Origin of the sequence: Acetonema longum DSM 6540 (assembly GCF_000219125.1) — a bacterium.
GTDB classification, from domain to species: Bacteria; Bacillota; Negativicutes; order Sporomusales; family Acetonemataceae; genus Acetonema; species Acetonema longum.
Map to the genome: position 1 here is coordinate 1 of NZ_AFGF01000135.1, position 23,469 is coordinate 23,469.

The window sequence follows — 23,469 nt, forward strand, 5'->3', positions numbered from 1 at the left end:
CGCAAGTGGAATTGCGCCTACTGCGGTGTTCAACCTTGATTTATCTGCAGCTGATAGTTCTTTTGATGTAATTATAGGAAATGTTGTCTATCATTTAGAGAACGCAAGTACAACTGCATTATCACTATCACTAAGCTCTACTGGCGGTTCCATTCTTGTCGATATAAAGCGTTCAACTCAATGGGATTCGGCTTCTGAGGGATCTAGCTTGGACGGCGTTACTTTAACAGCCTCAAGCATGATGATAGATGGCACGATATTCAGTGATTCCAACGAGATGCACAGAACGTGGATCCGCCAACAGGATCCCGTCACTGGCTTATGGTCCCAGAGCGAAGTAGATCTTTTTGTTTCTGTTAGTGGAGCACGGACCAGTGTCTGGGTTTATCCGATTTATGAAGACGCCAGTTTTAGCGCTCCATAATAATGGCTCATATAAGTAATCAAAACACGCAAAAAGGGGGCGCAAAACGCTTTTTGAAAAAAGTGCAATGCGCCCCCCTTTTGTGAGAATGGATGCCCTGGGGACATCCATTCTCACGCCATACTTTTTCTTTTTTGTCTGTCTACTTGACAGGCGGTTCATTCAGACAGTTTTCGTTCTTGCACATAGGCGCGAAATCGCTCGATATCGTTAATTACCAGACTCCGTTTACTCATATGTTCGATTACGCCTTCCCGCTTGAGTTGAGAGATTGCATTGTTCAGAGTAACCCTATGCACTCCCAAAATATCAGCCAATTCCTGCTGATTGATTCCTTTTGAACGTACTTTTTTACCGCTAAGCCCCTCTTCTGTTTCTCTTTCAATTACGTAATGCAGCACCTTACAAATTCGGCTTGGTAACGAAGACAAGTCTCCGCCGCGGTTTAGCCCCAGAAAAATCTTATACGCCATACTTTGAATTAAATTCTCCAATAATTCCGGATGCTTAACGACAATCTCCTTACTAAAGCATTCCCGCGTAAAAGTATACACTTCACAATCTTCCAATGCCGTCAACATATTACACATCTCTCGTATAGGCCGCCGGTCAAAAAAAGGCGCTGCACCAAAAATATTTTCTTTGTCAATATACCATATAATTTTTTCGTCGCCATCGGCAGTAAGTTTGGAAAACTTTATACACCCAGCATGCAAGTAATACAAATAATCAACCGGTTTGCCACCGCCCAAAATTATGCTTCCCTTTTCATAAAGATGTTTTTTTCCTAGCTCCAGCACGGATTCCCAGAGTTTATTTTGCGCATAAATCCATGGCGAATAAAAATCTTGTATCGGATTTGTCAGCACTATAAATTCCCTCCTTCTCTAGCTGATCTGGATGGGTCAATAGAATGCAGAGCTCATAATATATATAGCGGTGTCAGGGGACGGGGTTATTGACAATGAGAAAGATGTATCCTAAAATAGATCCCGGGGTGAAATGATGGCCAGAACAGCCAGAAAAAAGAGCAATAGCGGAATCTATCATATCATCATACGAGGAATAAACCGCCAAACCATTTTTGAGGACCAAGAAGATTGTACTTACTTCCTCCAGATCCTGCAACGCTACAAAGAAATAAGCGGATATGGGATTTATGCATATTGTCTGATGGGGAACCACGTCCATCTGTTGATCAAAATAGGAATCGAGCCGCTCGAGCAGGTCATGCGCCGGTTATGCGGGAGCTATGTCTATTGGTATAATCTGAAGTATCAGAGAGTCGGTAACCTGTTTCAGGATCGCTTTAAGAGTGAGCCGGTAGAAACCGATGAATATTTTCAAACAGTGCTGCGATATATCCATCAAAATCCTATAAAAGCCGGCCTGGTAAAACGAGTAGAAGACTATCCCTGGAGCAGCTTTCATGAATATGTCACGCAAGCAGCCTTAGTCACCACCCATCTGTTACTGGATATGATCAGCGATGACAATCAACCGAAAAGAGAGCGATTTATCGAGTATATCCGGGAAAACAGCGATCAGGAATGCTTAGATATAGACCCTGAGGGAAAGCAGCGGCTTACGGATGAACAGGCAAGAGAAATCATCAAGCAGGCCTGCCATTTGAAAAATGCAATCGATTTGCAGCAGTTTGATCCTCACACAAGGAATACATATATAAAGATCCTTAAAGAGAGACATCATTTATCCATTCGGCAAATTGAAAGACTCACGGGAATTAATCGGGGGATTGTTTTAAAAGCATAAATAAAGTGTCGACACCCCGTCCCCCGACACCTCTTCCCGTAACGCAAGCGGCAGCCTTCTTTACTTTAGAACTGCGCCGTTTTTCGCCGCTGTCACCAGTTTGGCATAGCGGGCAAGATAACCGGCGGTAATTTTCGCGGCGGGTTTTACCCAGGACGCTTTGCGCGCGGCCAGTTCACTGTCGCTTAAGTCTACGTGCAGCGACCGTCCGGGAATATCGATGAAAATCCGGTCGCCATCCTTGACCAAGCCAACCGGACCGCCCAACATGGCTTCGGGGCCGATATGGCCGATACAGGCGCCTCTGGTGGCGCCGCTAAAACGGCCATCCGTAAGCAAGGCTACTTTCAGCCCCATGCCGGTAATCATGGAGGTGGGATTCAGCATCTCCCTCATGCCCGGCCCGCCCTGAGGGCCTTCATAACGGATCACAACCACGTCGCCGTCTTGAATGCGTTTGCCCTGAATGGCTTCAATCGCATCGTCCTCGGAATCAAATACCCGCGCCGCGCCGTTAAATACCAGCATGTCTTCCGCCACCGCGCTTTCTTTAACCACTGCGCCGTCCGGCGCTAAATTTCCTTTTAAAATGGCAATGCCGCCGGTCAGGCGATAAGGTTCTTCTACGCTCCTGATGACATCAGGCCGTTCTATGGCGGCATGCTGAATCCGGTCTGCCACTGCGCCTGTTACCGTAAGCGCATCGGTATGAATCAAGTTCAACTTGGACAATTCCTTCATAACCGCCGGGATGCCGCCGGCTTCGTTCAGGTCTTGCAAATGATGGGAGCCGCCGGGGCTCATTTTGGTAATATAGGGGGTTTTGGCGCTAATGGCGTCAAAGAGTTCTAGCGGCAATTCAATGCCAGCCTCATAGGCGATAGCCGGCAGATGCAGCGCCGTGTTGGAGGAACCGCCAATCCCCATGTCAACAGTGATGGCGTTGGCAAAGGCTTTTTGCGTCATGATATCACGGGGTTTAATGTCTCGGCGGATCAATTCCAGGATCAGTTCTCCCGTGCGTTTGGCCAACATTCGCCGGGCGCCGAAATTGGCTGCCGGGATGGTGCCGTTACCCGACAGCGCCATCCCCAAGGCTTCGGTGAGGCAGTTCATGCTGTTGGCTGTGAACAGGCCGGAACAGGAGCCGCAGCCCGGACAGGCGTTTTTTTCGATCAGTTCCAGCTCGGCGGCGTCAATTTTGCCGGCTTCGTACAGTCCGGCCGCTTCAAAGACCTGGCTGACGCCGATATCCTTCCCCCGGTAGCGGCCGGCCAGCATCGGCCCGCCGCTGACGACAACGGCGGGGATATTCAGACGGGCAGCCGCCATCAGCATTCCCGGCACGATCTTATCACAGTTCGGGATCATCACCAGGCCGTCAAAACCGTGGGCCAGAGTCATGGCTTCCACCGAATCGGCAATGATCTCACGGCTGGCTAAAGAAAACTTCATGCCGATATGACCCATGGCAATGCCGTCACAGACGCCGATAGTCGGAAATTCCGCCGCCGTGCCGCCGGCAGCGGTCACGCCCAGTTTTACCGCATCGGCAATATCCCGCAGATGAAAATGACCGGGTATGATCTCGTTAAAAGAATTCACGATCCCGATTAACGGCTTCTTCAAATCATCAGGCGTATACCCCATGGCGTAAAATAGCGAGCGATGGGCAGCCCGGGTGGAACCTTGTTTTACAATGTCACTGCGCATGATTAACCCCCTTTTCTATTGTTAATAAAACGTAACCGGCAGTTATAACGGGACAAATTGATTCACCGCTGAATCGGGATAAATCATCTCCACCAGATCCTCCGGATCAATATCAGCAACGATAATATGCGGTTTGCCGGTATCCTGCAGAGCCCGCTGAAAGGCCGCCTGGAATTGGTCCGGAACAGAAGTCTTGATACCGGTGGCGGAACAGGCCTCAGCAAAGGCGATGAAATCAAAGTCAGGCAAGTCGACTGCCTGGTACTGCCGGTTATAGAACAGAGTCTGCATTTGCCGCACCATACCCAGGGATTTATTATTCAGAATAACGCAGATAATGGGCAATTTCTCATGGGCGGCGGTCAGCAACTCGATCCCGGTCATTTTAAAGCCGCCGTCACCGGCAACCAAAATCACCCGCCTGTCAGGACAGGCCGCCTGCGCTCCCAGCGCCGCCGGCAGGCCAAATCCCATGGTCCCCATGCCGCCGGCGGAAATCCAGCTGTTAGGAGTGCTCAAATCCAGATGCTGGGCGGCCCACATCTGATGCTGTCCCACATCGGTAACCCAGGTAACAGGCAGACCTTCTGTCCAGCGGGACATTTGCCGCATGATCCAGGGGGCATTCAGCCGGCCTGTGTCATAATTTTTCTCAAACTGCTTCTGCCAGGCGCCGATGCGGTCCCGCCAGTCAACTATGGCCAGCGGCTTTTTCAACATTTCTGCCGCCAATCGGGCCAGGTTGCCGCGCAGGTCGCCAACCAGCGAAAGATCGGCGGTGATATTCTTATCCAGTTCACCAGGGTCAACATCCAGGTGAATGACGGTTTTGCCGTTGGCGTAGACCTGCCGGTCCCCGGTAACCCGGTCATTGAACCGGGTGCCCGCCGCCAATATCACATCGGCTTCATAGACAGCCCAGTTTGCCGCCTGATGTCCATGCAACCCGGTCAGGCCGAGGAAATAAGGCTGGACAGACGGAAATACCCCCAGTCCCATCAAGGTGCTTACCGTTGGCACGCCGCTGTTTATAGCCAGGGCGACCGCTTCACGCCAGGCGTTGGCCGTCTTGATGCCGCCGCCTGCCAGCATCACCGGCCGCTTGGCCGCAGCCAGCATCTCCACGATCCGGGATATGGTTTGACTGCCGGCCGGGTCCGGTTGTTCAGGCAAAAACTTCGCCCGGCCAACGGGTTCCCAACGGCCCTGGGCTGCCTGGATGTCCCGGGGCACATCCACCAGCACCGGTCCCGGCCTGCCGCTGGTGGCTATGACAAAGGCCTGGCGGATGGTATCCGCCAAATCGTCAATATGCTTTACCAGGAAATTATGCTTGGTGACCGGCATGGTAATGCCGGTTATATCTACCTCCTGGAAAGCATCTGTTCCCAGCAGTCCGGTGGACACCTGACCGGTAATGGCCACCACCGGCGAAGAATCCATATAGGCAGTGGCCAGGCCAGTAACCAGATTGGTGGCGCCCGGGCCGGAAGTAGCGATACAGACCCCGGCTTGCCCTGACAAACGGGCGTAGCCGTCAGCGGCATGGACCGCCCCCTGCTCGTGAACCGGCAGGATATGCCTGAGGGGCGAGCCGCACAGAGCATCATACAGAGGCAGAGTGGCCCCGCCCGGATACCCGAACACAGTGGTTACACCATTTTGCAACAGGCATTCGATGATAATTTTGCCGCCTGACATCTGCATGGACTCGTTCCTCCCGCATTTATTTGCTTTGAAGCCAAGGCATCATCTCCCTGAGTTCCCTGCCCGTCACTTCAATGGGGTGGGCTGCCTTCTGCCGGCGCATCGCGCTAAAATTTGGCCGGTTAGCCTGATTTTCCAGGATCCACTGTTTCGCAAAGGAGCCGTCTTTGATTTCGGCCAGAATCCGGCGCATTTCAGCCCGGGTGGCCTCGGTGATAACGCGGCGTCCGCTCATATAGTCGCCATATTCGGCAGTATCGCTGATGGAGTGGCGCATAGCCGCCATACCGCCTTCATACATCAGGTCTACAATCAGCTTCATTTCATGCATACATTCAAAATAGGCTGATTCCGGCTGATAACCTGCTTCGATTAAGGTTTCAAATCCGGCGCAGATCAGTTCGGTCACGCCGCCGCACAGAATTGCCTGTTCACCGAACAGATCGGTCTCGGTTTCCTCGGCAAAGGTGGTCTGCAGGACGCCTGCCCGGGTCCCGCCGATGCCGCGGGCGTAGGCCAGGGCCAGGTCATGGGCGTTGCCGCTGCTGTCCTGATGCACAGCCGCCAGACAGGGCACGCCTTTGCCTTCCTGATAGACCCGCCGCACCAAATGCCCCGGTCCTTTGGGAGCGACCATAAATACGTCGATTCCGGCCGACGGCTGAATCTGCTGATAATGGATATTAAAGCCGTGGGCAAAGGCTAAAGCCGCTCCCGGCCGCAAATTCGGCCCGATATGCTCCCGGTATACAGCCGCCTGCTTTTCATCCGGCAACAGCAGCATCACGATATCAGCCTGAGCAGTTGCTTGTTTGACAGTGGCAACTTCCAGTCCGTCCCTTTGGGCTTTTTCCCAGGACTTGCCGCCTTCATAAAGCCCCACCGTCACTTTTACGCCGCTGTCTTTCAGATTCTGAGCATGAGCGTGGCCCTGACTTCCATAGCCGATGATGGCTACCCGTTTTCCCTGCATGATTTGCCAGTTGGCATCCTGGTCGTAATACAATTTTCTCATAAGAACCCTCCTCCTCTTTGCTTTTTCCGGCGAACCGGCTTATAAAACTTCCGCCGTGACGACATCCATCAATTTCCCTACCTGCCGCAGCAGTTGACCGGGCCCGAACCGGTCGCAGCAAACAGTAGCCACGACTCTCATATGATTCGCCTGCCGGTCCGGCGCCACCAATAAATGTTCAATTTCATAACCACGCCGGTATAGCATCCCTGCCAGCCGTACCACACCTCCCTCTTGTTTGCGCAGCAAAATCGAAACAGTTTGTTTCATGCCCGACTCTCCTATCTCTTTCTTATCTTTCTTTATGTAATGAAAAATCCGCGGAAAGTTTCTCGTCAGCAACAAGAAACTTTCCGCGGAGTCTTTTCTACCCACGGTGTAGCGCGACTATCCTAACCGCGCTCAGCATCGCTCGGTCCAGACCCAAACGGCGGAACCCTAGATGCCCTCTCTTATACAAAACAATATTGCATTAAATACTTTGTATTTTGCATACATTGTTACACGCATTTTGGTACCTGTCAAGAGATAACTTTGCAAATTATATTGACATTAACCAACAACGTCATTATACTGTACATAATATTTAATATATTTTAAACACTTGTCCTTTGAATAAACACCAACCGTGAGGAGGTCCGTCATGGCACCACCGGATTATACTCTACAGAATCTCGTACTCTACCGCCAATTGCTGGCCGACAGCCTGATCCAAAAAATGTAGGCGCTGATAGCCGGTCAGGCTCATCCGGATACTCCTTATGAATTAATCGCAGCACTGATTGCCCATGCGGAGAACCTGGGCCTTGCAGGCAATTTGCCGCAAAGTTATCTTATCTATCAGATGGCCAGGGATGAAAACATTTTTAGCGTCACGGTCCAGAAAAATCGCGGCAGGATCGGTGCGGGGCTTCGCCAGGCCGTGCTGCATGATCTGGCGGTGCTGCAAAACTTCTTACATACCGACTTGGCTGAGTTGGGCAAGGCTCATGGCATCGATGATTTCACGCCTACCCAGGTTGACCCCTGGCAGGATTTTGCCTGCCTTCGTGATTTTCTGCTGGCGTCGGCGCAGCATTCCCCTGACGCATTGGCTGACAAACTGATCGAATATTACACCCTGCACGGCTGCGGTAAAATGGCCGGTTTCGCGGCTTTTCGGCTGGATGAGGAAACCGGCCTTTCAGGCGTCAAACACGTGGATGCGATTAAACTGGAAGACATTGTTGGCTATGAATATCAAAAAGAAGTCCTGATCAAAAACACCGAATCTTTCCTGGGCAATAAGCCGGCCAATCATGTTCTTCTGACAGGCGCCCGGGGCACAGGCAAATCCTCCTGCGTCAAAGGCTTGGTAAACCGCTATTTTCATGACGGATTAAGATTGGTGGAAATCAATAAATATCAGCTGCGAAGCCTGAATAAAGTCATTGATGCCTTACGCAGTTGCAGCCAAAAATTTATCATTTTCCTGGATGACATCTCTTTCGAGGAAGCGGAAACCGAATACAAATACCTAAAATCCGTTATGGACGGCAGCGTTGAGCGTCAACCGGACAATGCGGTCATTTACGCTACTTCCAACCGCCGTCATCTCATCCGGGAGACTTGGGCCGACCGGGAAGGAACCCCGGACATTCATGCCAACGATACAGTTCAGGAAAAGATATCCTTATCTGACCGGTTCGGCATCACCTTAAGCTTCCCGGCCCCCAATCAGGAGGAATATCTGCGCATCGTCCAGGAACTGGCCAAAAGGCATTCCCTGGCTTTATCAACAGATACACTTAAACAGCAGGCTCTGCAATGGGAACTGTCTCGCCCCGGGCGCTCGGGTCGGGCAGCGCAGCAGTTTATCAGGCATATCTTAGGAACCTGTCCGGAGGAAACCGGAAAAAAACTATTCTAGTCACCGTGTTTTCTATTCTTAATGATAGAGTCCAAATTTATTAAGGCTATACCAGCCTGACAGCGTGGCTTCAGGCTTGGCGGCAACATTAAACCACCTGCTTTTTTAAGGAACGGATTGTTGAGCAGGATAATTGCATTTATTTAATGAATCCCTCATAGTCATTTATTATAATGGCATAAGGAGGAATTTATAGTGAACCAAACGGTAGCAATTTGTATTAACCTCATTGGCATGTTAGCCTTAGTATGTATCTTGTGGCACATGCAGCGCAAGCATTATAGCTTTGCAACGCGGGTGCTGACAGCCCTGGGTTTCGGCATTATTTTCGGTTTTATTCTCCAGAGCGTGTATGGGGCAAATTCTGCGATTATTAAAGAATCCAACAGCTGGTTTAACGTCATTGGCTCGGGCTATGTCCGGCTCTTGAAGATGATCGTCATACCGCTGATTTTAGTATCAATCACCAGCGCTATCACCAATCTGCAGGATACCAAGGTTTTAGGCAAAACCGGGGCCTTGATTATCGGCGTGCTGATTGCCACTACCGCTGTTGCGGCGGCAGTAGGCGCAGGGTACTCTCTGGCCTTTGGGCTGGATGCCGGCAGTATTCAGGTGGGTGAAGCCGAGATGGGGGCGCAGGCCAATGTGGCAAAGAGAATGAGCGCTTTCACCGCTAAACCGATCCCGCAGCAGTTGATCGAGATTATTCCCGACAATCCCTTTTATGCCTTTACCGGACAAGGCAGCAGCGCCACCCTGGGGACGGTATTTTTTGCCTCCTTTCTTGGCATTGCCGTGTTAGGCATAAAAAAGAAGAAACCTGAATCCGCCGAACTGTTCTGCAAGATCATCACCGCCGCCCACGACGTGGTCATGCGCATGGTGGCGCTGGTGCTGCGCCTGACTCCCTACGGAGTGATGGCCTTAATGACCGGCTTTATCTCCCGGAGCAATTTCGGGGCCATGATGAACCTCGTAGAATTTATCATTGTTTCTTACCTGTCCCTGATCACCATGTTTATCATCCACCTGCTGATCCTGGCCTTTACCGGCTTTAATCCCCTGACCTATGTGAAAAAAGCCGTGCCGGTTTTGACCTTTGCCTTTACTTCCCGAACCAGCGCCGGTACGATGCCTCTCACCATCCGGACTCTGCAGGAAAAAATGGGCGTATCCGAAGCCAGCGCAAACTTATCGGCCTCTTTTGGCACCTGCATTGGCCAAAACGGCTGCGCCGGAGTGTATCCGGCCATGCTGGCTGTTATGGCGGCGCCGGCTGTCGGCATCAATCCTTTGGAACTGGGCTTTTTAGTCAAGCTGATCATTGTAGTAGCCATTGGCTCTTTCGGCATTGCCGGCGTAGGCGGCGGGGCTACCTTTGCCGCCCTGGTAGTACTGTCCACCATGGGCCTGCCCATTGGGCTGGCCGGCCTGCTGATTGCCATTGAACCTTTGATTGACATGGGGCGTACGGCGCTGAACGTCAGCGATTCCATGGTGGCTGGTTTAGTGACCAGTAAAGCGACAGGCGAAGCCAACATGGAGGTTTATAATCAGGTTTTGGCGGAAGAAGAAGCAGTCTAATAAAACCAATGCAAGGAGATTCTCATGAAAATTGTCATTGTCGGAGCGGAAGCAGCCGGAGCCAGTGCTGCAGCCAAAGCGAAGCGGCTGGCGCCGGAAGCGGAAATCATTGTCTATGAACAGTCGGAGATTGTCTCCTTTGGCGCTTGCGGCTTGCCGTATTTTCTCGCCAATCATTTCGATGATACCGGCTATATGATATCCCGGACCGTATCTCAGTTTGCCCGAAGCGGCATTACTGTCAAGACAAATCATCAAGTGCTGGCGGTGGACCCGGCGGTCAGAGTCCTCACGGTCCGGAATCTCCACACCGGAGAGCAGGAAACCCGATTCTATGACCGGCTCATGATCGCCACCGGCGCGGCTCCTATCAAACCGCCGATAGAAAACCTGCATCGAAAGAATGTTTTTACCCTGAAGACCATGGAGGATGGCCTGGCTGTGAAGCAGGCCGCCCAGTCTCAGACCGTTAAAAACGTAGTGATCGTAGGCGCCGGCTTTATCGGCCTGGAAGTTGCTGAAGCGATGATGCATCTGGGGAAAGACGTCAGGCTGATTCAGCTGGATGAGCGGATCATGGCCGATGTGTTTGACCGGGAAATAACCGAAGTGTTGGAAAAAGAGATCATCGCCGCCGGAATCAGCCTGCATCTGCAGGAAACCGTGAAGGCGGTCACCGGAGCGGAGCAAGCCGCCGGCGTCTTGACGGATAAAGGAGAATATCCGGCGGATCTGGTGATTGTGGCGGCTGGGGTCAAACCCAATACTGCCTTTTTGCAGAACACAGGTCTGGCCATGCTGAAAAACGGCGCCATTATCATCGACCAGTCCGGACGCACCAACCTTCCCGATATTTACGCCGCTGGCGACTGCGCCACCGTTCCTCACCGCATCACAGGAGAGAATGCGTACATTCCTTTAGCCACCACCGCCAATAAAATCGGCAGGATCGTGGGGGAAAACCTGGCGGGCAAAGACAGTCAATTCCCCGGAACTCTGGGCAGCGCTGCGGTCCGAGTGCTGGAAGCCGAAGCCGGCCGCACCGGTATAACGGAAAAAGATGCGGTGAAAGCCGGAATCCCTTATGGAAGCGTCTTTATCAAAGACAAAAACCACAGCAACTATCTGCCGGGCCAGTCTGACATTTTCGTGAAATTAATTTACCACAAGGAAACCCGAAAATTGCTGGGGGGCCAGACAGCCGGCCGTTACGGCGCGGCCTTTCGGGCCAATGTTCTGGCTACAGCGGTATGGAACGGCATGACCATAGAAGAACTGGGAATGCTGGATCTCTTCTACGCGCCGCCTTTTTCCCGGCCCTGGGATGTTTTGAATATCGCTGCCAATGCGGTGAAGGAATAAGATACCGAAGCAATTTTGTGCTATGGAAAGCATAAGAAGCTCGAAACAAAGACTGTCGGCAAAATGAACTGCCGACAGTCTTTGTTTTTACACAAGCATATTTCTTTTTCTATAGAGCATGTATATCACCATGTTATAAGCAAGTCTCAGATGATTAAGAATAAAAGAGGATTTATCGAAGAATATCCGCGCTTTTCTCGAAACAATGACTCCGCGTTTCTAATCAAGCTGAATCATTTCTTCCATTGCATCTCTAAATCAATCCCAAAATGACTGATAAACCTTTCTTTCCCCATAGCCGAAAGTGGCTGCACTTTTCATTACTTCCTTTATTCCCGGTCATTCCTTCTGTCGCTGTAACCTTACCTCGCCAAAGGTCATATAGACAAGCGGACCTCCCGCATCACCCCGATATCCTCCGTTAGCTCCGGCCAGCCTGACAGCCACGGCAGTAAATTCCCATGCCTCCGCTTCGGTACAGGTTACCTTACGGGTCATGAAGTTCTCAATATGGTGTTCCCGGCCAAACGTCAAAACCTGTTTGGCGTGTTCAGCTACCGCTTCGGGTATTGATGGGTGATCCCAGCCCCAGAGAAATGTGCTGTCTTCTGGATTGTAGGTTCCCACTACCTGCACAGGAGCAATAGCAACAGTACCATCCTTAAAACTAAAGCTGATTGTCCCCGATTCCAGGTCCACATCCCATCGCTCCACCCTATCCAACCCCCAAGCCTCACTGTGTGCCTGCTGCTGGAGTCTAAGACCCTCCATGCTTTGTACCATAAAATCCTGCATATTTTTATTGAACGGCATAAAATACATTCCCTCCCAATAACACTACTATAATTATCCGAAAAAGATAGATTAGCACCTGTCCCCTTGCCCTTGTAAAAGTTAAGCTGCAACGCTTCGCTGGAGAATTGCGCAAGCTGAAAGAATTAATTATCTTATTGAATTTTTTGGCGATGGCGCTTTCAATAGCTGCAAAGGTAGTAGTTTCTCCTTGAGATCAAAACCTTTTTTCTACATTATTAATATGCAGTTCGGCATATAAAGAAAATCTTCCTTTTCATAATGCCTCATGGCTGATAGGGTGTCCCGGAGAGGAGGTTATTGACAACTAAGATGAAGAGACTCGCGGGTAAGGTCTAAAAAGCGTGAGGGGAGAGGTCATCAATCTAAAATAGGGATTTTTCAGTGATGTCGAACCGTCCTTTCGAGTCTGATAGGGACTAGTTGGCACTACAAAACAATCACTTTTTGGCACATTGCTGTGAAGCAAAAAACAAACCAGCGGGGCAACAGACAAGAAAAGTCCGTTGCTCTGCTGGTTTGTTTAAATGGAAACGGATGAATGCGGGAACGTGGGTTACTCTCCCTCATCCTGTTTGACCATACTGTGCAGTGGTTTCAAGCTCAGCAGGCCAATAGTCGCCACCAGCAGCCAAGGATTGAGCCGGAGAAAAAATTTGGGGAACATCTGGGTAAGCAGGACGCCGAACAGCAGGTTGCCGGCCTTGGTCGCCCCCATATCCCAGACGTCCATCTTTTTTACCTGTTCATCCCAACATTCCATAGCGCGCATAGGCATACCTCCGCAATTTTTTTACCGACGCTGTTAGTATGCCCTCGCCGGTCGAAGATTAATTCCGGCAATACGACAAAGCGATGACACCTTTTTAGCTTACAAACTGTCCGAACAAGGAAAGTAATTAGTTGTTATGTTGATTCTTATCGGCCGGATGCCGATCCGGCAATATACTTAAAAAGTAGCATATTTCGGAATCGGGCACTTCTACCATTATACCTGCGCCTGCTTCACACAATATCCTTTTTAATTGTTGAAATTCCTGCCGGCGGTCCGCCTGTATCTGCTCGCCCCATTCCGGCGGCAGCAGTGCGTCTCCGGCGTTAATGCGGTCAAACATACAGGCGGCATGTAAATAAATTCGTACTACCGTATCTTTGGACAGGTGTCCTTCAAACAGGCCGTCCCTGATTTCCTCAACCAATTTTTCACAACACAATTTGATCTTATCCAGTGGCAATGTTTTTACAAATTTATTGAGCTGTCCCGCAAGCAGCATAAACACTTCTTTTTCTGAGTACTGGTTACGGTCGCCCTGACTTTCGCTGATTGCCCCTTGCGCTAATAAAACGCCTGCATATCTAAGCCCTTCCGGCGTAAACAGCTCACTCACGTGTATAAACGGAACAGTTCCCAAGTTCGGATCCATACTGCCGACAGCCATCCGCAAGCTGCCGCCCCATTCTGCCGCAATGGATCTTACGTCACTCATCGCGCCTGCCGTTATAAAATTCATGGTACCGGCATCAGGAAAATGACTCAGTAAAATTTCTTTAATCTTTTCGGCTACCCCTGCGCCGCTGGAGCAAGTAAGCAGGACAGTCCCTTTCGTGCCGACCAGTGAGTGTCTTCGCCGTCTCAGCGTAAGAGTGTATTCGTCATACAGGTCATAAATAGTGTCGACTGCCTGTTCAAGGCATTCCTCGGTTGTCAATACCCTTCTCCCGGCCTCCAGTACCAATGCCGTGGTGACGTTGGGAATAATTCTAAGCGGGACATTCGTGGTTTGAGTCAGCATGCTCTCCATTGTAACCAAAAAGCCCATATCCACAAGCAAAATGACGCCCTTGCCTTCATTGGCGCTTAAGACCAGTTCCTGCAGTTCTTCCACTGTTTTTGCATTACTCTTATTCAACGGAATATCATAAGCTTTTACATGATCCGTCCCCAATAAATTATTGGCTACTTCCGCCATGCTTTGCGCCGTCCCCCGTCCATGAGCTACAACAATTAATCCGATTCGCTGTTTTACGGCGTCATCAAAACCATGGACCAAAAACATGGCAATAAATCCAATTTCATCGGGGGGTACGTCAACACCGAGTTTTTGGGTCAAGTCCGGAATATTTTCGGTAACGATGCTGTATGCTTTAGCCTGCTCGGCCTGAATGGATTTGAGATTTGGATTATAAATAATTCGTCCGGACGCGGCCCGTTCCTTAAATTGCTGCAGATGCAACGCCAGGGCAACCAATGTTTTTCTGCCGTATTTCCGGCTCATTTTATCGGATGCGTTATTTAACAACAAATTCGCAGCTTCCCAGATATTCTGCTGAACGATACTTAACGGCATCCCATGAATATCCGGCTTCAAAAATGCGTGGACCGCTGCATCAAAGTATTTTTCCAAATCCTTTCCAACCTGGCGTTCAAGCTCCGCATCCGACAGCCTCGTCTGCCGGTAAGCTTCCATTTTTTTATCAATAAAGCCATAAAGATCAATCGGCAATTCGTAATCATTTAATAGGGCCTGAGGCAACGGCTGGCCTCCTGGCTGGACCAGGATTCCTTCTTTGAAAATTCGGTTTGTGGAATTCTCAGTTGTTTCTTTGTCTCTAACCATCGAAAATATTCTTTGCGGAATAACGTCAACAGCGACAATCAGCTTGTCCGACGAGGACGCCAGATACGCCAAATAACTCTTCGCGCAGCAAAGCTGCAAATCATTGCGCAATTCCCCGATATTAGCGGGGCAGTTATAATAGGAAAATGTCTGCAGCGCTTCACCCGAAATCCAAATGGGCAGACCTAACCGGATTGCCTCCTGTTTCACAAAATGTGCGATTAATGCGATCCTTTCTTTCAGTGGCCGCTCACTGATTCTGGGCAACATGATTTGAACAGGGATGCGCCGGCGGAAAGTCGTCAGCAGCGAACTGGCGAGATCCTCTGACGTCGCCCCAATCAGCATGACCTGAGCCTTTCTTTCTTCCCTGGTCTCGCCCAGTCTTCGGTAGGTTCCTTTATCGACCAGCATAAACAATATTTCCTGACCCGCAGGCGGCAACCGGTGTATCTCGTCCAGAAACAAAATCCCGCCGCGGGCTCTGTCCACAAATCCCTCACGGTCTTCATCCGCTCCGGTAAAAGCGCCTTTTACATAGCCAAAAAGCTGTGACAGGAGCAGTTGGGAATTGTCCGCGTAATCGGCGCAGCAAAACGTAACAAAAGGGATCTTCGCATCGGATTGGCTTTGCGATGCCCGTATTTCCGCAGCATATCGCCACATGGCCTCTGCCATCAGGCTTTTCCCCACGCCGCTTTCGCCGCAGAGTAAGGTATGCAACCCACTGGGCGGATACACCACCGCTGCTTTTGCAAGCTCAATCTGGGCCTTAAGGCTGCCTTCGCTCCCGATGATTCCTGAAAAAGCGGCCCGCTCATCTGCATTTTGCTTATTCTCAGGGATTTCAGAATGGTTAGCTTTAGATGGATCAGGTACAGTATCAGCTTGTCCCCTGCGGGCAGAAAAGTAAAGTACCGGCTTTGTACCGCTTTTTTCGATATATCCGGACCTGAATAGTTTATTCAGGTCCGCAGATGCATCGTTACGATGAATTCGCAGGTTCAGCGCCACCTCGGCGGCGCTTACTCCGGGTCGCTTGCCTGCCGTTACCGTTTCGCTTGTATGACTCTCTACATATTCCCTGACTCTGTCTATTCTTACCATTGCTTCACTCCTTACTACCAAGACGCCCGACTGATGCCGCAATATTCCTTACATTCAAACTGTTCATAATGGGCCCGCCACTACTGGCAGGCCCATTGCAAACAATTTATCTACCTTACATACTCTTCTCCTATGCTCCTGCCAAAGGCACTCCATACTCCCGGGCTATAGCCGCTAATTCTTCGAGCAGGCCGGGGACAACTTCGATCCCATTTTTTAGTAAGGTTTGTTCTAAAAGATACTCGCGCTCGCCCGGCAAATATATCTCATTAACGTTAGCGGCTTTGGCGACATCCTTAATTTCCCGGCAGAATCGTTCGGTGCGTTCATAATATTCCGCCATGCCGGTAAATGCGCCGGCTTTCATGACAATCATCAGATGTCCCACGTCGGCTTGGTTTGGTTCACCAATATATGAGGCTACGTCCCGGCCAAAAGCAGCTCCTGTGAAAACACCGCATAAATGATCAATCGCCAGGGCCAGCGCATAACCTTTGGGGCCGGCCATCGGCAGAAGCATCCCCGCCAAAGCCTCCTGCGCGTTCGTTGTGGGCCGGCCCTCTTTGTCCAGCGCCCAGCCTTCAGGAATAGACGAGCCCTGCCTTGCGGCCGCAATAATTTTCCCCCGCGCGACAACACTGGTCGCCAAATCAATTACTACCGGTGTTTTACCCTGCCGGGGCAGTCCGATGGCTATAGGATTTGTCCCCAAATAGGCTTCTTTTCCGCCCCAGGGAGGAATGGCCGACAATGCGTTCGTCAAAACGACAGCGATGTAATTTCGTCTGGCCGCAATATCGCAATAAAACCCGGCCGCCCCGAAATGATTGCTTCTTCTGACACCTGCAGCACACAAACCAAAATGGTCGGCTTTTGCCATAGCCGCGTCCAGCGCCCTGGCCGCAACCACGGAACCTAACCCGTTGTCGCCGTCCGCGGCAAGCACAGCCGGCAGAACGCTGTGAATTGCAATGGCAGGGCGGGGATTGATGGTCCCGTTCCGAAGGCGCATAAGGTATCTGGGAAAACGGCTGATACCGTGGGTCCCAACACCCCACAGGTCAGCCTTCAACAAATTGGCAGCGGCAATATCGCCGTCTGGGGCCGGCATACCCGCCTTTACAAGAATCTGTACTATAAACTGATGCAGTACTTCCACTGAAAATATTGGCTGCCCACCCATTGATTCACCTTCTTTCCACTGAACTGACGAAAAAACGGGTTATTGGATGATGCCTAAAGCCCCACCTGCCAGTGCAAAAGCGAACAGGCACAGAAGTACGTTAATGACACGATACCCTTTCATGATCGCCCGCCAGCTAATCAAGGTTATGGCTAACGGCAATGCTTTAGGCACGATCTGGTCAAGCAGCGTTTTGAAAGCCACCGGCTTACCCGCTATAACCGGTGCAAAAGCCACATCAACGGTGATAAATTTGCAGACCATGATTCCTAAAACAAATAGACCCATGATGGAAAAAAAGGTTGTTAATTTCTCAAATAAACCGCCCGCCAGTATCGTCGTTACAGCCGATGTGCCCAATTGATACCCTTTTCTGACGGCAAGCCTGGTAATGGTAAAATCATAGCCCAGCATGCCAATGGTAAAAAGCAGCGGTCCCAAAAGACTGCCCTGAGCTGCCCAGCCAAGACAAATACCCAGTAATACAGGTTTATACAAAGCTCCGGATATGGTATCCCCGATCCCGGCCAGCGGCCCCATCAGTGAGCTTTTTAAATCAACAATCGTTTCCTCTGATATATCTTCTCCCTTGGCCTTTTGTTCTTCCAAGGCAATGGTAATGCCATGAATTACTGCTCCCCAGCGGGGCTCAGTATTAAAAAACATCATATGCCGCTTTAAGCCGGCAATGACTTCCTCCGGTCTGTCCGGATATAATTTTTTAAGCAGGGGGCCCATCATCGAAGCAAAACCACCGGCCTGCATCCGTTGATAGTTGTAGGCCATGTGGCTCATAAGCCACCACCGCAGCGTGGCCATATGAATATCTCTGCTGGTCAGGCTAATATCCTTCACAGAGTTGTCAGCCATTATATTTCGTCCTCCTCACCGGTCTCCGCTTTCACTTCAGGTTGCAAGGAAATATAAATGTAGCCCATCGCGGCGCCAAGAAAGGCCGCATACAACAAATTATTCATACCGGTATAGGCGCTTGTGGCAAAACCGATACCGAAAAAGACCAGGAGATCCTTACGCGCCATATACTTTAACAGCATGGCAATCCCTACAGCCGGCAATACTTTCCCCACTGTGTTAAATCCTGCAATGCCCCAAGCCGGAACTGACGCCAGCAGTCCTTCAATCATCGACGGCCCATATAATGCCGCTAAAAAAGCCGGAATTCCTCTCACTAAGATGACAACCAGCTGTGAAGGGATAGCCTGTATCAGCATAATACCCCTCACATCGCCTTTTTCCGCATATTTATCCTGCAGGGAAGGCCACATCGAATTTACAGACATAAACATAATCCATGCATAATTGCCGATAACCCCCAGAGAAACGGCAATGACTACTGCCTGTTCAATGCTGATATTGCTCTGTATCGCCACTGCCGTTCCCAAGAGCCCTGCTGAATAGAGATCCGACGGATTAGCGCCCCCGGTGCTGTTCCAGCCTAAAAAGGCTACATTGATGGCGGCCCCGATAATCAATCCCTCAACTGGTTTTCCGTAAATCAGTCCTACCCAGAATCCCGCCATTAACGGCTCCCTGATCAGCCACCACCCCAGAGGATTGGATGAACTTTGCATCCAAGCCAGCACTCCTACTAAAACAGCCTGAATCATGCTTTCCCCTCCTAACTGAATACGTAACTAAAAATACCTTTAGAAATTTAGATCGACTTTTTCAAATTCCATCTGCTTGTCCTCCGGAGTTGCCTGAAAGAATACCTTTACTCCTCCGCCGCTCAGTTCTTTAAGCATTGCCGCATCTTCCTTATTGAGGGTCATATTCTGATATACAGCCTTGCGTCCCGGTCCCGCGCCAAGCCCGCCAATCTGCAGTTGTTCAAGCGGGAAGCCCTTTTTCCAGGCCTGGACCGTAGTGCCGACATCCTTGAATAATATCAGGGCAATACCTTCTCCTAACTGATTTTTCTCCCATGCCGCCACAAAAGTATCTATATCCACGATACTGCATTTCACATTAGCCGGTGTGGCCATTTTATAAATATTGCTCATTGTCGGGTCTTTTGCCAACGTGCTGTTTACAATGATAATCTTAGTTGCCTGGGTCTGTTTCAACCATTTGGCAACCACCTGGCCGTGTATCAGGCGAAAGTCCACTCTTACCAAAGAAATTTTAGCCATTTGAACGCATCCTTTTGCATGATTTTGTATGTACGCAGGAACAATGCTTCGGTCAATCTCTCACACACTGTCTATTCCGCGCAGCTGAGCCAGAATGTTCCGGCAATTGTTTCTCCCGGCCTGAACCACTGCCTCTGCTAAAGCCTCACCTCTCAGGGCCATCCGGGAAGATGCCGCTTCAATGAGCATGCTGAGACTGAGCCCCGAAACAGCGCCAATGTTCCGTGTTGTCGATATGGCTGCCGAGACGTTGGCCGGAGTGCCGCCAAATAAGTCGCTGATCAGCAAAGACCCCTCCGGCATGGACTCCAGCGCGGTTTTAACAGCAGCCAGGAAGTCGTCCGGCTCCATGCCCGGCATTAAGGACAGTGCCCGTACACTTTCCATCGCGCCGACAATCATTTCTGCGCTTCTTATCAGTTCTTCGCCAAAGCGGCCATGCGTTACCAGAATGATTCCCGGAATACTTCCCGGCAATATTGCATTGTCATCCGCCAATATAATCTCCCCTTATCCTTTAGCCTCTTTTACTTTGCCGTATCCAATCATTTGCCCTGGCGTCGCGCCTTGGCGACAGCCTCCACAAACTCCCTGGCTGCTAATGTTACCTTATTGTAGTCACCGTCCTTTTTATGGGCTTTCGTTATATAGCTGCCTACACCTACGGCATCGCAGCCGGCTTGAATCCACTCATGCACATTTTGCGGCGTCGCCCCGCCGGTAGGAACAATCGACGCTTGCGGTATCGGCGCTTTCACGGTTTTCACATACTGCGGCCCCAATAATTCCGCAGGGAACAGCTTTACCATATCGGCGCCGGCCTCCAGTGTTTCCATGATCTCTTTCGGAGTCATGGCGCCAACGATGGAAACTGCCTGATAACGATTGCTCATCTTAACCATATCGACATTTAAATGAGGGCTTACCAGGAGCTCGGCCCCCGCTAATATGGCTGCTCTGGCGGTTTCCGCATCTAAAACAGTTCCTGCGCCGATCACGATTTCTCCGTTTTTATAGGTCCGGGCAAGCGATTCTATGATCTTCAGTGCGCCCGGCACACTCATGGTAACTTCTACAGCGCCAACCCCGCCGGCAATGCTGGCTTCGGCAATTTTCTGCGCTTCCTCGGCGTTATCGCTCCGAATAATCACTACGATGCCGCCGTCGACTATCTTGCGTAAATTTTCAATTTTTTTACTCATAATGCATTTCCTCCCTACTGTTTTTTTCGCTTTTTATTAGTTTATGATTTGATAACCGGATACTTAGGCTCCATCCCGGATAAAACCCTGACCACTTCTTCGGCGGCCATAACGCCTGCGCCAATAATTGCCTCTTTGGTATAAGCGCCGGCATGAGGCGTAAAAACGACGTTCTCCAGGTCTGCCAGGCGCGAATCACCCAGCGGTTCCCGGTTAAATACATCCAGAGCAGCACCGGCGATGACCCCTTGGGTTAAAGCGTCATACAAATCATCCTCCACGATCAGCGCGCCTCTGGCCGTATTAATCAGATAGGCGGTGCGTTTCATCGTCCGCAGCCTGTCCATGTTAATCATACCGGCCGTTTCCGGCATTGCCGGGACATGCAGGGAGATAAAATCAGCCTGCGCAAACACTTCCTCTAACGGCAAATAGGCTACGCCGTAGTGATCGATGAAATCTTGCCGGGGACAAACATCGCAGGCCATGACCTTCATTCCGAAACTGTAAGCGCGTTTTGCCACTTCCCCGCCGATATGGCCCATCCCGATGATGCCCAGCACTTTTCCTGCTAATTCGACACCGGTATGGCGATACCAGCCTCCTGTCCGGATAGACGCATCCATCTGCGGAATTTGCCGGGCTATGTTCAGGATCAGGCCCATTGTCAAATCAGCCACTGACTTACTGTTGGCGCCGGGAGTAATGGTAACAGCTACACCATGCTGTTTGGCGGCAGCCAGATCGATGGTATTGTAGCCGACTCCCTGTTTGGCAATCACCTTGAGCGCCGGAGCGCCTGCAGCAATGACCGCTGCTGTGATGGTTTCATTGCCCGCTATGATACCGTCTGTTCCTCTGACCATCTCGATCAGCTCCGCTTCCGTCAGGGATCGGTCATGCGGATTCAATACCAGATCGTATCCTTGCGCCGTCAGAATACCCATCGCTTCCGGCGCGCGCGACCGCGCCCGCGACCCTATTAAGATCTTTTTCGTCATCCAAACATCCCCTTAGTGTAGAAAAATGCCCCGAATCGGGGGATAACTATATCCGTTGCATCTCCTCCCTGTCAAACTCACTACTCATTAATGCAATATCCATGCCACTACACAACTACTTGTCCAACACCCTTGTTTTAACAATCCTCTACAAAAACTTTGGAGGAAGTGTAGTACCCGTCACTACACTTGAGACTGCGGGGCAGAACAAAGCCCTGACCGTCAAAACACGGTCAGGGCCGATATACTTCAATAAAAAAGATGAACCTGATATGATCCCCCTAGACAGGAATGTCAACATCCCCCGACATTATTCTCAGGTTACCGGCGCGGGATTAAACAGACATAAGTCATTGTGCAGTCCCCAATGATCAGCCCAAGTCTTTTTCCGGCCGCTGGCCACCTCCAGGATAAACCGGAAGATTTCCCAGCCTGCTTCTTCGATCGTAGCCTTGCCAGTAGCAATGGGCCCGGTATTTATGTCGATAAGATCGGGCCACTGCTCGGTAAGAGCGTCACGGGTGGAGACTTTAATCACCGGCGCCATGGCCAAACCGTAGGGAGTGCCCCTGCCAGTGGTAAAGACCTGCACATGCATCCCGGAAGCAAGCTGCAGAGTGCCGCAGATAAAATCGCTGGCCGGCGTTGCCGCGTAGATCAGGCCTCGCTTGGCCGGTTTTTCACCCGGTGCCAGAACTTCGACGATGGGGCTGCTGCCTGATTTGGCGATGGAACCAAGAGCCTTCTCGACAATATTGGCCAGCCCGCCTTTCTTGTTCCCAGGGGCGGTATTGGCGCTGCGGTCCACCTCGCCTAAAGAAAGGTACCGGTCGTAATATTTCATTTCCCGGATAAGCGCCTGACCGGTTTTTTCGTCCGCAACCCGGGGAGTCAACAGATGAACGGCGTCCCTGACTTCTGTAACTTCAGAAAACATGACCGTGGCCCCGGCGCGTACCAGCAAATCCGCGGCGTAGCCCACGGCAGGATTGGCAGTGACGCCGGAAAAGGCGTCGCTGCCGCCGCACTGCAAACCGACTGTCAGCTCGGCGACAGAACAGGTGATGCGGTGGCGCTGGTTCAATTTGATCAACCGCGCCTCGGCCATATTGAGGATGGCCTGCACCATGCCGCCAAATCCCTGCTGATCCTGGAGCATGAGAATATCCGTTTTAGCCGCTCCTGGCGGAAGCAGCCGTTCGGGTATGAGCTTTTCACAGCCTAAACCCACAATCATCACTTCGCCGCCAAAATTAGGATGAATGGCCAGATTGCGCAAGGTTCGGATGGGTACGGCAGCTTCCGGCGCCCGAATCGCCACCCCGCAACCGTAATTATGGGTTAAAGCCACGACGTCGTCCACATTGGGATATTGGGGCAGCAATTCCGCCTTGATTTTTTTTACGGCGTAGTCGACTACTCCCGCCACACACTGGACGCTGGTGCTGATACCCAGAAGATTTCTGGTCGCCACCGTACCGTTCGGATTACGATAGCCTTCAAAGGTATAGCCAGTCAGAGGCGGCAGCGCTGGCGGCACTTTATTGCCCAGGGGCAGATCGTCCAATGCCGGTGGTTCCGGCATATCCACTAAGGATTCCTCAATCCAGCTTCCTTTGGGAATGGGACGAACCGCATAGCCTATAACCTCCCCGTAGCGGATAATCGCTTGATTTTGCGCCAGATCAATTAACGCGGCTTTGTGTCCCTGCGGCACATGCTCCTTTAATTCCAGGCCGCAAGAAAAGTGAGCGCCGGCCGGCAGCCCCCCTTTGTTGACGATAATTGCCACATTATCCGCCGGATGCACTTTAATATAACGGGGCTCTTCTGTCGTATTCATTCAACTCCATCTCCTCCTGCAGATCATAGTCGCTGAATCATTCAATTGAGAATCCTCCT

21 protein-coding genes are annotated in these 23,469 nt (G+C 50.9%); 5 read left to right on the forward strand and 16 right to left on the reverse strand.

Annotation, left to right across the window (positions count from 1 at the left end; genetic code table 11):
• The coding region (locus tag ALO_RS22535) for a hypothetical protein (RefSeq protein ID WP_004096916.1) at positions 1-424 on the forward strand (424 nt) is incomplete at its 5' end.
• A gap of 158 nt (positions 425-582) precedes the next feature.
• Here the strand turns inward: ALO_RS22535 and ALO_RS14015 are convergent.
• A complete protein-coding gene (locus ALO_RS14015; RefSeq protein WP_004096918.1) occupies positions 583-1,293 on the reverse strand; it encodes a Crp/Fnr family transcriptional regulator in 711 nt (236 codons plus the stop codon).
• 136 nt (positions 1,294-1,429) lie between these two features.
• Here ALO_RS14015 and ALO_RS14020 point away from each other — a divergent pair, with 136 nt between their 5' ends.
• Positions 1,430-2,197 carry an REP-associated tyrosine transposase gene (locus tag ALO_RS14020; RefSeq protein WP_040293514.1) on the forward strand — a complete coding sequence of 256 codons (768 nt, stop codon included), beginning with the start codon at positions 1,430-1,432 and terminating at the stop codon, positions 2,195-2,197.
• 60 nt (positions 2,198-2,257) lie between these two features.
• Here ALO_RS14020 and ilvD read toward each other — a convergent pair whose 3' ends face one another.
• Genes ilvD through ALO_RS14040 form a run of 4 tightly spaced genes read right to left on the reverse strand, consistent with a single transcriptional unit; the run spans position 2,258 to position 6,902 of the window.
• Positions 2,258-3,910, reverse strand: coding sequence for a dihydroxy-acid dehydratase (gene ilvD, locus ALO_RS14025; protein WP_004096920.1), 1,653 nt, complete (start codon positions 3,908-3,910; stop codon positions 2,258-2,260).
• Between the two features lie 42 nt (positions 3,911-3,952).
• The gene (ilvB, locus tag ALO_RS14030; protein ID WP_004096921.1) at positions 3,953-5,617 is read right to left on the reverse strand and encodes a biosynthetic-type acetolactate synthase large subunit; all 1,665 of its coding nucleotides are present in this window, start codon (positions 5,615-5,617) and stop codon (positions 3,953-3,955) included.
• Positions 5,618-5,636: 19 nt separating this feature from the next.
• A complete protein-coding gene (ilvC, locus tag ALO_RS14035) occupies positions 5,637-6,632 on the reverse strand; it encodes a ketol-acid reductoisomerase (RefSeq protein ID WP_004096922.1) in 996 nt (331 codons plus the stop codon).
• Positions 6,633-6,671: 39 nt separating this feature from the next.
• On the reverse strand, positions 6,672-6,902 hold the full coding sequence (locus ALO_RS14040; protein WP_004096923.1) for an ACT domain-containing protein: 231 nt from the start codon (positions 6,900-6,902) through the stop codon (positions 6,672-6,674).
• 547 nt (positions 6,903-7,449) lie between these two features.
• On the opposite strand from ALO_RS14040, the gene ALO_RS14045 reads away from it, so the two are divergent.
• From ALO_RS14045 to ALO_RS14055, 3 genes are all read left to right on the forward strand, one after another.
• A complete protein-coding gene (locus ALO_RS14045) occupies positions 7,450-8,541 on the forward strand; it encodes an ATP-binding protein (protein ID WP_004096926.1) in 1,092 nt (363 codons plus the stop codon).
• 195 nt (positions 8,542-8,736) lie between these two features.
• Positions 8,737-10,128 carry an L-cystine transporter gene (locus tag ALO_RS14050; RefSeq protein WP_004096928.1) on the forward strand — a complete coding sequence of 464 codons (1,392 nt, stop codon included), beginning with the start codon at positions 8,737-8,739 and terminating at the stop codon, positions 10,126-10,128.
• Between the two features lie 24 nt (positions 10,129-10,152).
• Positions 10,153-11,490 carry a CoA-disulfide reductase gene (locus ALO_RS14055; protein ID WP_004096930.1) on the forward strand — a complete coding sequence of 446 codons (1,338 nt, stop codon included), beginning with the start codon at positions 10,153-10,155 and terminating at the stop codon, positions 11,488-11,490.
• A 339-nt stretch (positions 11,491-11,829) separates the two neighbouring features.
• Here ALO_RS14055 and ALO_RS14060 read toward each other — a convergent pair whose 3' ends face one another.
• The 11 genes from ALO_RS14060 to garD form a co-directional block, all read right to left on the reverse strand.
• Entirely contained in the window at positions 11,830-12,303 is a 474-nt protein-coding gene (locus ALO_RS14060; RefSeq protein WP_004096932.1) for a DUF6882 domain-containing protein, read from the reverse strand.
• A 556-nt stretch (positions 12,304-12,859) separates the two neighbouring features.
• Positions 12,860-13,075: a hypothetical protein gene (locus ALO_RS14065; RefSeq protein WP_004096934.1), complete on the reverse strand. Its 216-nt coding sequence runs from the start codon at positions 13,073-13,075 to the stop codon at positions 12,860-12,862.
• A gap of 127 nt (positions 13,076-13,202) precedes the next feature.
• Entirely contained in the window at positions 13,203-16,028 is a 2,826-nt protein-coding gene (locus ALO_RS14070; RefSeq protein WP_004096936.1) for a sigma 54-interacting transcriptional regulator, read from the reverse strand.
• 130 nt (positions 16,029-16,158) lie between these two features.
• Positions 16,159-17,211, reverse strand: coding sequence for an Ldh family oxidoreductase (locus tag ALO_RS14075; RefSeq protein WP_004096938.1), 1,053 nt, complete (start codon positions 17,209-17,211; stop codon positions 16,159-16,161).
• A gap of 39 nt (positions 17,212-17,250) precedes the next feature.
• Entirely contained in the window at positions 17,251-18,081 is an 831-nt protein-coding gene (locus tag ALO_RS14080; protein WP_004096940.1) for a PTS system mannose/fructose/sorbose family transporter subunit IID, read from the reverse strand.
• Positions 18,081-18,839 (reverse strand): PTS mannose/fructose/sorbose/N-acetylgalactosamine transporter subunit IIC, encoded by a 759-nt coding sequence (locus ALO_RS14085; RefSeq protein ID WP_004096942.1) that lies wholly within the window; start codon positions 18,837-18,839, stop codon positions 18,081-18,083. Before ALO_RS14085 ends, ALO_RS14080 begins: the two co-directional genes overlap by 1 nt.
• Positions 18,840-18,878: 39 nt before the next feature.
• Positions 18,879-19,364 carry a PTS system mannose/fructose/N-acetylgalactosamine-transporter subunit IIB gene (locus ALO_RS14090; RefSeq protein WP_004096944.1) on the reverse strand — a complete coding sequence of 162 codons (486 nt, stop codon included), beginning with the start codon at positions 19,362-19,364 and terminating at the stop codon, positions 18,879-18,881.
• Between the two features lie 60 nt (positions 19,365-19,424).
• The gene (locus ALO_RS14095; protein ID WP_004096946.1) at positions 19,425-19,862 is read right to left on the reverse strand and encodes a PTS sugar transporter subunit IIA; all 438 of its coding nucleotides are present in this window, start codon (positions 19,860-19,862) and stop codon (positions 19,425-19,427) included.
• 47 nt (positions 19,863-19,909) lie between these two features.
• On the reverse strand, positions 19,910-20,566 hold the full coding sequence (locus tag ALO_RS14100) for a bifunctional 2-keto-4-hydroxyglutarate aldolase/2-keto-3-deoxy-6-phosphogluconate aldolase (RefSeq protein ID WP_004096947.1): 657 nt from the start codon (positions 20,564-20,566) through the stop codon (positions 19,910-19,912).
• A gap of 41 nt (positions 20,567-20,607) precedes the next feature.
• Entirely contained in the window at positions 20,608-21,567 is a 960-nt protein-coding gene (locus ALO_RS14105; protein ID WP_004096948.1) for a phosphoglycerate dehydrogenase, read from the reverse strand.
• Positions 21,568-21,883: 316 nt separating this feature from the next.
• Entirely contained in the window at positions 21,884-23,410 is a 1,527-nt protein-coding gene (gene garD, locus ALO_RS14110; RefSeq protein ID WP_004096949.1) for a galactarate dehydratase, read from the reverse strand.
• Between the last annotated feature and the right edge of the window lie 59 nt (positions 23,411-23,469).

Excerpts from the sequence above, each read along its gene's own strand:
- ALO_RS14020 (WP_040293514.1), top strand. The coding sequence starts at position 1,430 with ATGGCCAGAACAGCCAGAAAAAAGAGCAATAGCGGAATCTATCATATC.
- ilvD (WP_004096920.1), bottom strand. The coding sequence starts at position 3,910 with ATGCGCAGTGACATTGTAAAACAAGGTTCCACCCGGGCTGCCCATCGC.
- ilvB (WP_004096921.1), bottom strand. The coding sequence starts at position 5,617 with ATGCAGATGTCAGGCGGCAAAATTATCATCGAATGCCTGTTGCAAAAT.
- ilvC (WP_004096922.1), bottom strand. The coding sequence starts at position 6,632 with ATGAGAAAATTGTATTACGACCAGGATGCCAACTGGCAAATCATGCAG.
- ALO_RS14040 (WP_004096923.1), bottom strand. The coding sequence starts at position 6,902 with ATGAAACAAACTGTTTCGATTTTGCTGCGCAAACAAGAGGGAGGTGTG.
- ALO_RS14055 (WP_004096930.1), top strand. The coding sequence starts at position 10,153 with ATGAAAATTGTCATTGTCGGAGCGGAAGCAGCCGGAGCCAGTGCTGCA.
- ALO_RS14060 (WP_004096932.1), bottom strand. The coding sequence starts at position 12,303 with ATGCCGTTCAATAAAAATATGCAGGATTTTATGGTACAAAGCATGGAG.
- ALO_RS14065 (WP_004096934.1), bottom strand. The coding sequence starts at position 13,075 with ATGCGCGCTATGGAATGTTGGGATGAACAGGTAAAAAAGATGGACGTC.
- ALO_RS14070 (WP_004096936.1), bottom strand. The coding sequence starts at position 16,028 with ATGGTAAGAATAGACAGAGTCAGGGAATATGTAGAGAGTCATACAAGC.
- ALO_RS14075 (WP_004096938.1), bottom strand. The coding sequence starts at position 17,211 with ATGGGTGGGCAGCCAATATTTTCAGTGGAAGTACTGCATCAGTTTATA.
- ALO_RS14080 (WP_004096940.1), bottom strand. The coding sequence starts at position 18,081 with ATGGCTGACAACTCTGTGAAGGATATTAGCCTGACCAGCAGAGATATT.
- ALO_RS14085 (WP_004096942.1), bottom strand. The coding sequence starts at position 18,839 with ATGATTCAGGCTGTTTTAGTAGGAGTGCTGGCTTGGATGCAAAGTTCA.
- ALO_RS14090 (WP_004096944.1), bottom strand. The coding sequence starts at position 19,364 with ATGGCTAAAATTTCTTTGGTAAGAGTGGACTTTCGCCTGATACACGGC.
- ALO_RS14100 (WP_004096947.1), bottom strand. The coding sequence starts at position 20,566 with ATGAGTAAAAAAATTGAAAATTTACGCAAGATAGTCGACGGCGGCATC.
- ALO_RS14105 (WP_004096948.1), bottom strand. The coding sequence starts at position 21,567 with ATGACGAAAAAGATCTTAATAGGGTCGCGGGCGCGGTCGCGCGCGCCG.
- garD (WP_004096949.1), bottom strand. The coding sequence starts at position 23,410 with ATGAATACGACAGAAGAGCCCCGTTATATTAAAGTGCATCCGGCGGAT.